This is a genomic window from Desulfobulbaceae bacterium, assembly GCA_013792005.1.
Lineage (GTDB): Bacteria > Desulfobacterota > Desulfobulbia > Desulfobulbales > VMSU01 > VMSU01.
Window position 1 is genome coordinate 1 of the sequence record VMSU01000150.1, and the last position, 16,103, is coordinate 16,103.

Consider the following 16,103-nt stretch of genomic DNA (forward strand, 5'->3'; position numbering starts at 1 on the left):
AAACGAGAATCTGCCAGCGGCGATGAATGCCCTGAAGAATTTGCCGAGCGCGGCCATCTTATTGCTGACATTTACTACGCCGACAACTCCCGCGGCAAACTTATTTATCTTTCAACTACCTTTACAAATGATTTAAGCGCTGATCTGTTTGGTTATCGAAAAGAACATCCGGAATTTCCTGATGAACCGACAAGCGACCAGTTCTTTGGCGAAAAACAATTTGAAGCCTATCGTGAATTGGGGTTTCAATTGGCCTGGAATATGTTCTCCGATCTTGAAAAAAATTCAGCTAACACTCTCAGTGCCACTATGGGGCTGTAAACTATTCGCATCAGGAAAGATATAGTTCAGAAACAATAATTGTGCTATATGGCTGATTTTTATGCCGGAATAAGAACGGCCCTAACTATGATAATCTCGCAAAAAATCACGGGATGGCTAAGCAAAAGGGCCGACATACAGGTAAGCGAGCGAAGAGAGACTCCGAGGCGCAGGGTGTTTTTGTGAATGAGGCCACACATATGGTGTGCCGAATAAGCAAAAATATGCTGCAACGCAGTAGATCGGACTTTTTGCGACGCCATCAACTATCAACTTGAAGGAGAAACGACCATGACTCGCCCCACACTTCAACGGCCATGCAAACTTGAATCTGTAGTAGAACTCCAAGATTTGCTTAACCGCACAGGTGCTCTACTCATAGATGATGGCGATTTTGGCAAGGAAACCGAATCTGCCGTCAAGGAGGCTCAAGCCATGGCAGGCCTGCCGGCAACTGGTATTGCCACACCCGAGATCTGGGCGTGGCTGGAGACACACCCCCTACCCTCTCCCGATCTTTCAACCAGAGATGTAACCTCCATTGTCAGAGAGGAAGTAAGCAACAGAAAGCGTTATAACCAGGTCACAACATTTCCCCATTTCCCCGGAGAACAGAGCGGCGTGACGATTGGGATCGGTTATGACCTGAGATTCCAGAAACCAACCAATTTTGCGGCAGATTGGAAAGAAGAGTTGCCATCTGAAGAGTTTGAAAAGCTGCAGCGCTACCTAGGAAAAAAAGGCTGTTCTGAAGATGTTGCGGAGCTTCATTCTATCAAAGTGCCATTTACCGCTGCCTGGAGGGTCTTTACCAGAGCCACCCTCCCTCGATATATAAATCTAACGGTATCAGCATTTTCCCAGTTCAACGAACTACCGGATGGCTGCCGAGGGGCATTGGTTAGCTTGGTCTACAACCGTGGCACAGAGATGTCCGGGGACCGACGCAGAGAAATCAAAGCGATCAGAGACCATCTTGCAGCGCATGATTTCGCTAAAGTAGCGACGGATTTAGAGTCTATGAAGCGCTTATGGCCAAACAGTCGGGGATTACGAGATCGGCGGGATCGTGAAGCTGCCCTGTGGCGAAAAGGACTTAAAAACGCTGGGTTAGCATAATACCACATCCTTAGGTGCCATGAAATATCACTTGGTTCGTTTTATCGGTTGAGCTGAGAGACAACAGAGCCAACGCCCAAATACCAACGGGTAATTCTTTCTTCATGAGGCAGGATTACGTGTTTTGATTTCATAGATTCCCCTTTGTGCTTTGAAATACTGCGTCAACGTGAAGAGAGCTTCGATCACCGGTGACCTCGATTTATTTTGGAAGATTGGGAAGGTTGGTGTTGGGTTACGGCCTGACGGCCTAATCCAATCTACGACTCCGAGAATCGGCGTGATTTACCAAAAAATTTCACCGCCATAGAGAGTAAAGGTGGCGCCCCCCATGTCCTCTGCAATACAGATCTTTTTGTCACCAAACTGGATCTCTGTGCCTTGGCGTATTTCTTGAATAATTTGGATGGAGCCGGTGCGAAGGTTCTTCAGCATCTTGCCACTGAGCTCTTTACGCAACAACTCAATATTCTGCTGACGCTTGATCAGGTTATTAAAGGTTGTCAACAATTTGATCAATGGTTTCCTTTTCTCTTCCGGCAACTGTGCAAGCGCTTTTTTAATCACGACAGAGTCAAAACTTTCAAAAGGTAAACTTCGGGAAATCCGAGCGATACTCTCTCGGCAATTCCGGCCCTCCTCTTCCAGCTTTTTCATCTGCCCAGTATGCTCCGGATCAGGATGTATAGCAATCACCGTACCTGATCGTGATGGGTGTCCGGCCTTGCTAACTACGATCGCCTTGGAGGAACAGGTCAACCCGCTGATAATCCGACCACTCCTCCTCCCATGTTGAGGATCACTCACTACTGTAATGGTTCCATTAGCCCGCACCACAGCATTATAAATATACCCTAAAACTGTGGCATCTCCCTTGACAATGATCTCGGCCTCCTGCACATAAACAACTGTGAGATTCCCCAAAACCACAACTCTTGTATCAATGCCGATAATGCCCTCACCAACAGTAATATCATTGCCGGCCAGCACCTTCGCACCGTTGTAAATCGACCCTGCAATATCAATACTACCCTTTGAACGGACCATAAATCCGGCCAAGACCGACCCTTTGATCAGCAAATCCTCCTGCCGGTCAATATTCCCGGTATTCACATCAACATTTCCATTAATAATGTAAACATCGGCGATGGTCAGTTTGTTCAGTGAAAATCGAATATTCCCGTTTTTTTGAGCATAATAAAAAATCTGTCCTTCCCGTTCTTCGACTCGGACTACGTCATCGAAGGCCACATGCTGATCAATACCATCTTCAGCTTTAAGTACCTCGCCAAAAACGTCAAACCCATCAACTCCCTTGGTCACCGTGGTTTTTTCGGCAATCAAATCTCCAAGGACAACAAGAACCACTGAATTCCGCGAACAAAGATCAAAAGTGCCATCGCTACGAATGGGACCAACCATCTCCCCTATATCGACAAAAAAATCATAACGGGCATTGCGGCCTGGTCTTGGGGCAATAGCCTCGGCAATTTTAACACTCTTGGCTGACAACAATTGTCCTTGGGCAAATCGATCAGTCAACTTTTTGATGATGTTTTTCCGAATTGTCTGCTCTTGGACGTTCAGTTGACTAAGACAATGAAGCAGATCGTCACTCGAAGGATAGACGGGCGAGCCAATTTGAGTACAGTTGACATAATAGGCGCTTCGACGATCGGGAGAAATCCAGATCGGGGGGAGCACAGAGATGGTATCCTCCTCACAGACCAGATAACCATAGAGAGCTGCTTCATAAACCCCGGTTGCCTCATTGTGCCGGACATTATCCCCTGCAACCGGAAGGAAGTCCTCATCTGGATCAATAATCTCGCCCATGACATTCATTCCAGATTTGGCCGCAGAATTCTGACATACCGAAAACAAGACCGTGCCGGAACTGACCGCCTTGGCAATCATAACCGAATGATCAATCTTCTCAATCTGTTCAAGACTAAGCACGGACCTCAACGTACTGTCAATTTTCACCCCTTCAGCAAGCCAGAAAATAGATCCATCAATCGCCGATACTCTCTGAACTTCCGGAAGGTTTACACTTCGTCTAGACTCAGCCGGAGTCCCCCTGGCAACCAGCACTTCGCCTTGAATTCCCGACTTCGAATACCGCTCAACTTCAGTAAGGGCCTGCCATAAGACACCATGGGTTACTCCCAGTTGTTCTAGCCCGTAGTTAAGCTGATACGCCGAAAGCCTGTTGCCGAGAGAAACCTTCACCGTCACCCGCATCTTATCTGCGGAGATAGCCACTTCCTTGCCAAACCAGGCGGGGTCATGCTCTGCCAGAGAGTGAATAACTAATTGCCCATAACTGCTTTCGGAATCACTTTCGGCCCTGATGCCTGCGCTAAAAACAGTTCCACTCAGAAAATCCTCAGAAAGAACACTCTCATCACGATTCTCGCTCTCTGAGGTTTTAATGGCCTCAAGATAGATATCGTCTAGTGAATCAAGAGAGCGTTTATCTCTGGACTTAGACATTATGCTGACCTCAACTCTTTCATCACAGCTTTGCTTTATCTGAATCAGCAAAACAGTTCAACACATCATCAAGTGATGTCTGGATATCACTAAATTGCTCTTGAACATGACAGTCATTGATACCGATAGCGCCTTGTGCGGCAAAACCAGCGACTGTGGACATCTCAGATTCAGAAATGAGAGTACTGCCGTGTCTCGAAACGACCAGAACCCCGAAGAACTTACTCTCGGTCGCCACCGGCGCCACCCCGTATACGTTGTCGCCTTCCTGGAAAATCTGAATCAGTCCATCCCAACTATCACCGTCTCTATTCAATAATGACAAGCAAGATTTGATCCGAGCAAAAACTGCATCCCCTCCAATATCAGCGCCCTCCGTCATCGTCTGCAATGCCAACCGTTCGATTTCATCTCCATCATTAACCGTGAAATAGGCAGCGCAATCCACCCTGCACACATCAACCACCACGGTCAATAATGTGTTGAGAAATTCATCTGTCGAGTGCACCTTCAGCAGATATTGTTGAACAATATCACGACCTTCAAGCTCACGAACTTTTTGGTGAAGCTCTGCCGTGCGGAGCTTCACCATCTGTTCCAGTTGTTCATTCACCTCGGAGAGTCGCTGGTTTTTCTCACCAAGCTCTTCAGTCAAGGCATTATTCTCTGCTTTTAAATGGTAGTAACGCAAGGCTTCACGGACTGTCTGCCTCAGATCATCATCATTCCAGGGCTTCAAGATATAACGATAGATCCCGCCCTCATTAATAGCCGCCACCGCCGCGTTGATGTCGGCATAGCCGGTAAGCACCATCCGGATACTTTCCGGCACCAATGCCTTGGCCTTGGCAAGAAACTCTGCTCCACCCATCTCCGGCATTCGCTGATCAGAGATGATGACCATCGGCCTCAATCCTCCCTCGATCAAATTCAAACCTTCACGCCCATTGCCCGCAATATGAATATCGTAATCGTCATCCAGAAATAGACGCCGCAAGGTCTTCAAGATATTCGGTTCATCATCGACCAACAATACAATTGGAGTATCCATTGAGATATTCCCCTTTAAAAGTAAAAAGACTACCTGACAATTACCGGATCAAATTGTAACAGTAATATATTGTTCCATCTTGTAACTATTCTTCAAGAAAATAATGAGGTCTATCAGCAGATGTCATCCGCACCTCATGATTTTGCGCCATCAGCAAATTTTTCCTTAATCGCCACCATCGCTGCCAAATTGTCCACAAAGAGATCGACCAGTTCAGGATCGAAATGACGCTCACGCTCTTCTGTCAGGAGAACAACAGCTTCGGCCACGGTCATTGCCCCCTTGTACACCCGTTTTGAAGTCAGAGCATCGAACACGTCACAAATGGCGGATATACGTCCCACCAGCGGGATCGCCTCTCCGGTAAGGCGATTAGGATACCCGGTCCCATTGTATTTTTCATGATGAGTCAGGGAGATAACCGAGCCCAGGCTCAAGACCTCGGACAAAGACCCCCCCAGAATCCGGAAGCCGATTTCGCAATGAGTCTTGATGACCTCGAACTCTTCCGGGGTCAACCTCCCTGGTTTCAAGAGGATATGATCGGGAATACCAATCTTTCCCACATCATGCAGCGGGGCTGCGGCACGAATACGTTCACAGAAATCATCTGTCAAGCCCATCTTCCGAGCCAGAATCCCGCAATACTCACCAACCCGGATGGTGTGTTGAGCAGTTTCGTTATCCCGAAACTCCGCAGCCTTGGCCAACCTTTGGATAGTCTCATCACGGGCTTGCCACAACTCCACTGTCCGTTGCTTAACGAGATCCTCCAAGTCCTTACTGTGGCGTTTACTGGCAATCTCCAACTCCCGGCGGCGCAGGGCGTTGACAATATTTATGATCAAGGCGTTACGCTCGAAAGGCTTGATCACATAGCCATAGGCCCCCATAGCCAAAGTTTCCTTGGCGGTGAGACGATTATCAACCGCGGTAACCATAATCACCGCCAGATCAGGATAGCTCTCTCTGGCGGCCCGAAGCAGGTAAATACCATCCTGGCCCGGCATATTAATATCAGAGATCAACAGGCTGTAGTTATCCTCTGAAAGCCTGGCCAGCGCCTCACCAACATCAGCAGCCATCTCATAGCCATACCCTTCACCAGCAACAATGCGACTCACCAAGAGACGGACATTCTCTTCATCATCTACGATCAAGATTTTAGTCCCTTTCGGATTTACTTCTGGCATAATAATAGTTTCCAAAAAAGCTGGCCCCTCTCTTTTATTGGCAGGTAACTAGTCCCACCAGGGACTTATCCAGGAATTTGGTGGATTGAAGTCCTGTAATCAAACCAAAACTCCTTCTACTTGATAACAACGAAAGCGCAACAATAGAGGATTGTTATCAGAGCCTCACTTGTATATGGATTTAGAGGCAGCTGCCTCCCGCCTCTTACTTCTCAAATGGCGAAGGATAGAGCGATTCAAATCCTCTAAAGCAACTGGCTTAATCAGGACTTCCGAGATTCCGGCATTCTTGGCCAACTCCGGTGTGCCAACATCGGCAAAACCAGTCATCAGGATAATGGGTAAGGTTCGGATCTTCAAAATCTCCCTGGCCATATCCAGTCCTGTCATATTGGGCATAGCCTGATCGGTCAGTACCAGGTCAAACTTATTCGGCATGGCGCGAAAAGCAGCCAAGGCCTCGACACTGCTGGTACGGGCCGTAATTACATACCCTAATTTGGTGAGATTCCTGGCGCTGACTTCAAGCAAGCTGCTCTCATCGTCCACCACAAGAATCTGCTCAGCACCATGGGCGCCAAAACATGGCCCTAGTTGCTTGAGGCTAAAATCACATCCTTTTACCACCGGGAATAAGACCTTGAACTCCGCCCCCTGCCCGAGCTGACTGTGCACCTGAATCGCACCTCCCAGTTCACTTATAATACCATGAATAATAGCCAGCCCCATACCCGTACCTTCACCCTGTGGTTTGGTGGTAAAAAAAGGGTCAAAAATTTTATGAATAATCTCAGGCTGAATACCAGGACCACTGTCAGCTACGATTAACAACACATACTCACCAGAACTTAAGCCAACGATACTCTTTGCCTCTTCCGGAGTTAACCGTAAGAAACGAAGTTCAACACTCAGCGTGCCACCCGTTTGCTTCATGGCATAATAGGCGTTGGTGCAGAGGTTCATGATTACCTGATGAAGCTGACCAGGATCTGCCAGCACAGTCGGACAATCCTGATCAATATTCATAATGATATCGATGTTACTGGGGATAGAGGAGCGCAGAAGTTTCATCGCCTCCTTGAGAATCAACTGGATCTTCATCGGGGTCTTCTCTTTCTCCGACTGACGACTGAAGGCCAGAATCTGCCGCGTGAGATCTCGGGCACGGTTTGCCGCGCTGATAACTTTTTCCAGGTCTTCTCTGGCCTGAGATTTATCCGCGACCTCTTCCATGGCCAACTCGGAAAAACCGAGGATCGCAGACAGCAAATTATTGAAATCATGGGCAATCCCACCAGCTAAAGTGCCAATTGCCTCCATCTTGTAAGCATGTTGCAGCTTGCGGTTTAATTGGTCCTTTTCCTCTTCATGTCGCTTCCGCTCAGAAATATCCCTGACAATGGCTACTGTCTGCCAGGAGTCATTATACTGCAATGATGAGAGCGATAACTCAAGAGGCACTTCATGACCCTGTCGATGCCGACCTAGCGCCTTAATGGTCTTACCTCCAACAGCCTGTGTCGAATTAAATCCAAAGAAACTTTCCATGGACAACTGATCGTCCTTGGTGTGAGGAGCAAGCACGATCAGATCCTGCAGGTGGTAACCAACAGCCTCCTTGCCGAGGCATCCGAACAACCGTTCCGCCCCTGGATTGAAAAAGTTGATCCGGCCCTGATTGTCCATCATAATAATACCATCCATGGCGGCATCGGTAATAGCATGATATCGGGCCTCACTCTCCGTGACTCTCCGGATCATCCTCTGATACCGAATGATCCCGGCAAGAGCTGCGGCCACTGCTCTCAATGTCTCTTCGGTCGCCAAGTTCTTATGAAAATTAGCGGGCAGGTACAAGGTGAAAACACCCAGAAGCGTACCATCAGCCGCTTTAATCGGCACACAATAATGACCGTGCTCTAACATGCCATCAAACCGATTTTCATGCTGTTCGTCAACATGTCGAACAAAGAGCAACTCCCCGCTGGCTGCGGCTCGACCGCACAGACACCGGCCAAAAGGAACATTGGCACAGGTCTTAAGCAATTGAGGCGCCAGATTATGGTGGGCAGAGAGAATCAGGTTTTTAGGATCGTGCTCATCGACCAGAAGCACTGCCCCTTGAGGTCTAAGCCCAAGCCGGGGAAATGAGGTGATGAGGACCAGGAATCGTTGAAGCATCTCCTGAAAAGAACACTCCTCCATGGATAGCAGGAGCAGGCCATTCAACACGGTCTGAGTTTGCAGTTCATCATGATGGGCGTGAATAAGCTTCCTCTCCCGGAGGACCCTGGAAATTTTACCAGCCAGCTCATTGTGACAAAGTGGCAGATCAAGACAATCGCAAGCCCCCTTATTACCCATCGCCTCAAGCAAATAACAATCACATCGATCTGCAACCACAATGACGCCAATTTCCGGATAATCAGCTTTGATTTTGGCTAGAAATGCCAACCCGTCCGGACTAGAAGCGCTGCCAATGACCGCAATAACTAAATCATAAGGGACCGCGATCAGTCTCTCTTCAGCTTCACTCTTTGATTTAACCGCATCCCAGCTATAACCAAGACCGGAAAGTTGATCAGTTACACTTGCCAACAGACCAGGGTCTTCAGCAAACACCAACAGACGACCATTTTCGCCGAATTTTGTTATTAACTCCCCCTGCTGTGCTCCCCCCATACATTAATCCCCCGACTTTCTCTAATCCCTGAAGTAAGCGTCGAGTTACGGCCAGAAGCCTAACTCCCCAAACTAGTTGGCCCTATTATCGTAAACGTTCAGCAGCGCCGCATCTGCTTTGTCATCGGCCTGGTTCGCATACCATATGTATAGCGCACAGGCCTCTTTCGCGCATCTGCAGCGCTGCTGAACGTTTACAGTTCCCCGAAATTACCTATAGTTTTGGCGTCTCTGGTGAACGGTTACCTATTGTCAATCACGGAGCGAACGGCCAGCGCCAAATCTCTACGCAGGACGGGCTTCAAAAGCACTCGTTGGATAGCGGAATTTACCATTGTGTCCTTAGTGAGAACGTCACTAAAACCTGTAGAAAGGATAATCTTGACCCCCGAACTGATAGCAAGAAGTTTTTGAGCCATAACCAACCCGTCCATTTCCGGCATGGCATAATCGGTAATTACCAGGGCAAACTGCTCCGGGCGCTCTCCAAACTCTTTGATTGCATCTGAGGCACAGGTACGACTGGTAACCGTATAGCCAAGGGAACGTAATGCCCGTTCACTGATTGTCAACACACCCGGCTCGTCATCAACCAACAGAATATGCTCGGTCCCCCTGGGGAGGGAGCTTTTAGCAATTCCTTGAGTGTGCAATGTCGCACCCTTTTTCATCATCGGCCAGATTACCTGGAACTCACTCCCTTGCCCTAATACGCTCTGCACACTGATGAACCCATTGGAATTACGGACAATCCCATGAACGACCGACAGGCCAAGACCGGTGCCGTTTTCTTTGTCCTTGGTGGTAAAATAGGGCTCAAAAATACGCTCGATGGTGGATTGGTCCATACCGCAACCGGTATCCTGGACGGCCAATCGCAGGTACTCTCCTGCCGGCACCTCATCATGACCAAACAGATCGCCCTCGGTAACGACAAGTGGTTCCAGAGAGACACTCAAGGTACCGCCCTGTTTCATCGACTGATAGGCATTGGTGCACAAGTTCATCACCACCTGGTGAAGTTTAGTGGGATCGATCAGAATAGTCTGGTCCTTTGCCGTGACATAGTCCCTGATAGCAATGGTAGCCGGAATGGAGGAACGCAGTAGCTTCAAAGCCTCCTTGATCAACAGACTGGCCTGAACCGGCTGACACTCCTCGGTGCGTTGACGGCTGAAGGTAAGAATCTGTTTGACCAGTTCCTTAGCCCGCTCCCCGGCAGAAATAACTTGTTGAATATCCTTATATGTCTGACTCTCCGGTGACAAATCGTCATGGGCAAGATTGGCGAAGCCCAGGATCGAGGTCAGGATATTATTAAAATCATGGGCAATACCCCCAGCCAAGGTGCCAATAGTATCCATCTTCTGTGAATGGCGGATTTGCTCCTCACTGAGCTTCCTTTCTGTGATGTCTGTCGCGATCTCAATGCGCACCATCCGGCCATCGTTCCAACGGATGGCCTGATCCCGGCAATCATACCACCGACCGGTTTTGGTATTTTGAAACTCCCAGACATAAACACCGGTCGGAAACCCATTCTCGTCCAACAACCTCTCGTTGGAACAAAAGGCACATGGACCATCCTGGCCGCTCTGTAATGACTGCCAGCAGATCTGTCCCTCGATATTACCCCAAATATCACGCCCATATTTATTGATAAAGAGAATTTCATAGGTGGACATATCTGCAACATAGATCAAAGCGTTAAGACTATCCATAACTGAGGTCATCCGCTCGTTAATCTGCCCTAACTCCTCTTCCGCCTGTTTGAGTTGGCGGATATTGACAAAACTGACCAGAGCCATGGCTTCGCCGCGCAAGATAATCCGGGAGGTGGAAAGTAGAAAGGGGACTTCCATCGTCTTGCCTTCCACCTCCATGGTAACCATAACTTCAACCTGGTGATGACTATTCCCCGACTCGATTGTATCTCTGACTGTAAGAGAAATCGTGCAATCCCGACAAGAAGGCTCATAGCCACGAGCGTCGGGAATACTAAAGGCATGAAAACAGCCCAGGATTTCGCCACCACGCTGGTCACCTATCGTCAGATGATTTATGCCTGCCAGGGAGAGTGAACGACGATTTAACTTGCGCACCTTGCACTGGTTATCCACCAACATCATCACAAAAGGCGCATTCTCGTAGATGGCGGCAAGCTCTGCCTCTTGGGCCCGTAAGGTCTCCTCCGCATGTTGCCGGTCGGTAATATCCTCCATACTGTGGACTGCACCGATAATTACTCCGTCATTATCGGCCACTGGATCCACTGAGACCTGAAAGATCCTGTCATCCACAGTCAAGATCACAATCTCCCTCTGCCGTGACTCAAGCATAGACGGCATTGGGCATTGGTGAATCGCCGTCCCGGTATCGTGGACAATCTCCCAGCAATAGAAACCAACTATCTCATCTTTAGCTTTATCGTAGAAATCCAGCATCGCCTGATTACATTGCGTAATAACCCCTTCCATGTTGCGCATGAATACGGGATAGGGAATAGCATCAAAGGTACGCTGCCAGCCATAGGCCAACTGCTGAATAACACCTAAAGACGTTCTCCGCTCATTGAACAATCGCCATTCACGAAGCACGGAACGTGCCTTATGAGGCATAGTCACGGCAGTCCATGGCGCTTTAACAACAAAGTCAACCACACCGGCAGGCATGGCCTTCATTACACTTTCCACCCGGTCTGGATCAATCATCAGCAACACCGGGAACATGCCTTCCTCCCATGAAGGAGATATGATTTCGTGAGCGCTTCCATCAGGCAGATCCAAGTCCATAATAACCAGATCCGGTCGTTGAGAAGCAGGAACTGCAATCAGGTGTTTAAACTCTTTAATGGTGGATGCAACTTTAACTGTGGTATCAAGTTCTGAAACAAAGGCCTGGGCTAAGGCCTGGGCTATGGCCTTGCCATGAGCGAGATCCTTATCAACAACCAAAATTCTCTGATGCTTACTTGCCATATTCTAGTTCCTAACTCAATTCAGCAACTTGTCTTATAATTGTTCTCAGCCTAATCCACGGAGAGAATGAGAACCTATTCACCAAAGACACATTGACACCTACTATATTCCGACACTCTCCGGCACCGCCACCATGATGATCCCTTCTTGCTGCTGATCGGTAAGTAATTTTGTGACCAGTATCCGGCAGGAATTGCCATTGATAACAAGAGAAAGATGCAGACTGCGGCCCTCTTCCAGCCCTGCGAAGAGAGACCTGATCTCTGCAGGGAGCATACTCCCGCTCTCCATCCCGACCAAAGTAGCCAACTCTGGAGAGAAAAGCCGATTGGCCAGCCGGTTGGCAAGCACAATCAATCCAGAGGTGTCGCACCCGATCACTGCCACTGGCAAGGCGTCCATTACCTGATGAGCAAACTGCATGACATTGTTCTGAAATATCAGCTTTTCGGTACGGTTTCTGACCTCTTGCTCCAAATTGGCGTTAATCCCCTCTAGTCGCAGATAGGCTTCCATCAACTCATCACTCAACCGCTCATTCTTCAAACGCAGAAAATAGACCTCCAAGGCTTTGGAAATCGTGCTCTTAAGCTCCTCATCGTTCCAAGGCTTGGGAATAAACTTATAAATCTGGCCCTCATTAATGGCATCGCCCACCGAGGCCGTATCCGCATAGCCGGAGAGGACAATCCGAATGGTGGCCGGCCAGCGTTCATTGACCTGCTTTAAGAATTCGACCCCATCCATACCTGGCATCCGATAATCTGAAATCACAAGCTGCACACTCTTCTGCTGCTCGGTTAACAGTTCCAACGCCTCTGCCCCATTGGAAGCAGTCAGGATTTCGTAGTCTTCATCCATAAACAGACGTTGCAATGCCCTGAGGACATTTTTTTCATCATCAACACAGAGAATTTTAACAACTTCATGATTCATCCTGTACTCCTCTCATTATGTTGAAATATTCCAGGACTGAAGGATACACTGATAATCCTCCCTGGCGGCTGCGCTCACCGCCGCTAAATCACCCCGGCCAATGCCAAGATGCCCCCATAAGACACTCGGGATCGCCTCCCGGTTTGAGTTAGTACTGTTACCAAAGGCCAGAACCTTGGAAAACTGGTTAGCCACACACACGGCATGGCACAACTGAGATGTTGCCTGATCGCAGTCTTTTAATTCCGGTGGCAGCATGTGATGCGCTTTGACCCCGGTAACAATAGCCTCTGGAAATTTCCATTCCCGAAGGAGCTGGGAACCGATAACTTGATGGGTAAAACCGAAGACCTTTACTTCGGCCTCTTCCTGAGTCGCATCTCCCTCACGGACCATCTGATAGACGTGCTCCGACTCGCTCAAGCACTGACTTATTAAAATAGTCTTGCCGATATCATGGACAATGCCAAGCAAAAAAGCCTGCTCCGCCAGTTTAACGGCGGTCCGTGCCATTAGAATCCTGGCGCAGACCGCCGTACCCAGGCTATGATTCCACAACCCCTTGACATCGATAGTCGAACTCATCCGCTGTTTAAAAAAAGAATAAATCGAGACACTAAGGGCTAAGTTTTTAACGGTGTCAAAACCGAGGATCATTACTGCCTTATCGATACTGGCGATCTGCCGAGACATGCCATAAAAGGCGGAATTGGCCAAGCGGAGCATACGGGTAGCGAGAGACGAGTCCTCGGAAATAATAGCGCCCAGGGTTTTGGCAGACAAGGCCTCGTTCTCGATCTCAGCATTGATCCGCGACGCCACGGAAGGCAGCGACGGCAAATCTCCAATTTTAGCGATGATGTCATGAGTGCTGATCATTTTCTCTCCATCCTATCCGTACGATTATTGCTGAACCAAGGGAATTTTAACAGTAAATAATGACCCTTGCCCTACCTGACTTGCAACCATAATTTCCCCGTGGTGATTCTTGGTGACGATATCATAGACAATGCTTAATCCAAGGCCAGTCCCCTTGCCCACATCCTTGGTAGTGTAAAAGGGTTCAAAAATACGGCTGACAATTTCCGGGGGCATCCCACAGCCGGTGTCGGAAATTAAGATTGAAAGATACTCGTCATCCTGGATGGTCTTAATGGTGATAATCCCCTCTTTATCAATAGCATGGGCGGCATTAACCAGGAGATTCATGAATACCTGATTAAGTTGTTGAGGAAAACAGGTGATCGGGGTAGTCGCCTGGTAGTCTTTTACTATCTTCGCCTTGTACTTCAGCTCATTCCAGACGATATTGATAGTGCTTTCCAAACACTCGTGGATATCAACAGACTGTCTGCTCGCCTGATCCACCCGGGAAAATCCCTTCAGATCCTGAACAATCTTTTTCACCCGTTCGCACCCTTCCAGCGACTCGCTGATCAACTCGTCAATATCACTTAAAATGTAATCAATCTTAAATTTCTTTTTCCCCTCGGCCTGCCGGATATCGAGATCGGGGATGCCTGACTCAGAGATCAACTTCGACTCCAGAGAGATATATTCAGCAATGCGGTTGCCGTACTTCCGCAAGGAATTCAAATTACTGGCGATGAAGCCCACCGGATTATTGATCTCATGAGCCACACCAGCAGCCAACTGGCCAACCGAAGCCATCTTCTCATGCTGCAATAGCTGGCTCTGAGTCTGCTTAAGCTCGGTATAGGCAGACTGCAAGGCTTTATTCTTTGATTCAAGTACCCTCATCATATTATTAAACTGCTCACCGATCAGGTTAATGGGGTTGGTGGTCATGGTTATAAAATAACTGCACTCAGCACAAGAACTAAACTTCTTGGCGAATTTACCCTGCACATCGCCCCCGCAAAACGTACCCGCCTGCTGCCAGCAGCGCATGGAATCCTTCCCGTAGCAGGGACAATCTTCCTGCTCACAGCCCATATATTGATAGCAGCTTTGAGAGAGATCGCTTTGAAAATAGGTGCCAAAATCTTCCTGCACCACCACTCGTTGAATCAAGTTTGAAATCTCATCAATAGCCCTCTGCAACTCCTGGCTATTGTTCAATATTTCCTGATTTTTCATCTCCAGCTCAGATGTCATTTTCTTGATCTCGGTCTGATCATGAAGGGTGATCACCACACCATCTTCCCCATTGCTTAAGGTGACACGATACTGAGCAACAGAGAAAATCCGGTTGCTCGTCTCATGGCGATACTCAACAGGTTTAGCTGGCGCTTCGCGTTGTTCAATCCCTAGTCCTGGAAAGATATCGACAATCTTACGATTGAGAATTTCAGAAAATGGTCGCCCATAAAAAACAGCTACCGCTTTGTTGCAACGACGAATCATCAATTCGGGATCGGCAAGGATAACCATCTCCTCTACCCGATCCATGGTTGCCTCCCACTGGCGCTTAGCATACTCCACCGAGTCAAGCAACTGTCGCTGTTTTTCCTGTTCATTTAGCAGACTGTGGTGCTGAACTTCGATTTCCTGTTTATCCTTAATTCGTTGGATATAACGGGAATCAAGCCGCTTCAAAACATAACCAACTAAACAAATGAAGAAGATAATTATCGGCGCTGGATAGAGCTGAGAGGCTAAATAGATCCGATCAAACTGGCTCCGGTGATCGCTGATATCATAGTAGAGTGCAAAGACGCCGATAAAGGCGCCGTTGCGCATGATCGGATGATAGATCTCCAACACATCACGGCTCAATGTTTCCCTCTCCGCGGATCTTGTGTCATCAACCGTCATTCTGGTTAACTCCTGTCCCTTGGCTGCCAGATCAGAAAAAAAGTCGTGTTGATTCACCACTCCGACCTCCTTGACCTCGCTTGAGTAAATCACCAGTCCATCACGATCAATAACCTTGATTTTAACCAGACCAAAGTCCTCAATTAAAAAAGGAGCTAAATCATGATCGAGTGTAATCCGTAAAGAATCACCATCAATCAGAACTTTACGAGAGAGATGCTGGGCCACCTGTCTGGCTTCAGACTTGACAATTTCCAGTATCTGGGACTGAAACCTTGGATAGATCAGGAGAAGATTGAAAACCGGAAAGAGAGCCGCCAGCAGACTGGTCCCTACCATGAGTCGTCCCAACGATTTTTCTTGGAAAAATTTCATAAAAACTCCTTTGCACCTTTCCGAACCACTTGTGCCCTTGTATAATCAACAATGATAATCTCTTGGTAACTGTCCAGCAGTGCCACATCTGCGTTGTTATCGGCCTGCTCATGTGCGAAAAGCACACATCGCAGGCCGATGCCTAGCATCTGCGGCACTGCTGAACAGTTACGG

Annotated in this window: 9 protein-coding genes; 1 reads left to right on the forward strand and 8 read right to left on the reverse strand. The window is 48.2% G+C overall.

All coding sequences use genetic code 11. The features are described from left to right. Positions 1-612 precede the first annotated feature (612 nt). Positions 613-1,440 (forward strand): hypothetical protein, encoded by an 828-nt coding sequence (locus tag FP815_09100; GenBank protein MBA3015098.1) that lies wholly within the window; start codon positions 613-615, stop codon positions 1,438-1,440. Positions 1,441-1,725: 285 nt separating this feature from the next. Here the strand turns inward: FP815_09100 and FP815_09105 are convergent, their stop codons facing one another. The 8 genes from FP815_09105 to FP815_09140 form a co-directional block, all read right to left on the reverse strand. Continuing rightward, positions 1,726-3,936, reverse strand: a complete 2,211-nt coding sequence (locus FP815_09105) for a DUF342 domain-containing protein (protein MBA3015099.1) — start codon at positions 3,934-3,936, stop codon at positions 1,726-1,728. A 22-nt stretch (positions 3,937-3,958) separates the two neighbouring features. Next, the gene (locus FP815_09110; protein MBA3015100.1) at positions 3,959-4,987 is read right to left on the reverse strand and encodes a response regulator; all 1,029 of its coding nucleotides are present in this window, start codon (positions 4,985-4,987) and stop codon (positions 3,959-3,961) included. A 134-nt stretch (positions 4,988-5,121) separates the two neighbouring features. After that, positions 5,122-6,180 carry a response regulator gene (locus tag FP815_09115; protein MBA3015101.1) on the reverse strand — a complete coding sequence of 353 codons (1,059 nt, stop codon included), beginning with the start codon at positions 6,178-6,180 and terminating at the stop codon, positions 5,122-5,124. 165 nt (positions 6,181-6,345) lie between these two features. Further along, positions 6,346-8,862, reverse strand: a complete 2,517-nt coding sequence (locus FP815_09120; protein MBA3015102.1) for a response regulator — start codon at positions 8,860-8,862, stop codon at positions 6,346-6,348. Positions 8,863-9,104: 242 nt separating this feature from the next. Then, a complete protein-coding gene (locus tag FP815_09125; GenBank protein MBA3015103.1) occupies positions 9,105-11,840 on the reverse strand; it encodes a response regulator in 2,736 nt (911 codons plus the stop codon). A gap of 102 nt (positions 11,841-11,942) precedes the next feature. Continuing rightward, entirely contained in the window at positions 11,943-12,776 is an 834-nt protein-coding gene (locus tag FP815_09130) for a response regulator (protein ID MBA3015104.1), read from the reverse strand. Positions 12,777-12,791: 15 nt separating this feature from the next. Beyond that, positions 12,792-13,655, reverse strand: coding sequence for an HDOD domain-containing protein (locus tag FP815_09135; protein ID MBA3015105.1), 864 nt, complete (start codon positions 13,653-13,655; stop codon positions 12,792-12,794). A gap of 24 nt (positions 13,656-13,679) precedes the next feature. Further along, positions 13,680-15,929 (reverse strand): hypothetical protein, encoded by a 2,250-nt coding sequence (locus tag FP815_09140; protein MBA3015106.1) that lies wholly within the window; start codon positions 15,927-15,929, stop codon positions 13,680-13,682. Positions 15,930-16,103 lie beyond the last annotated feature (174 nt).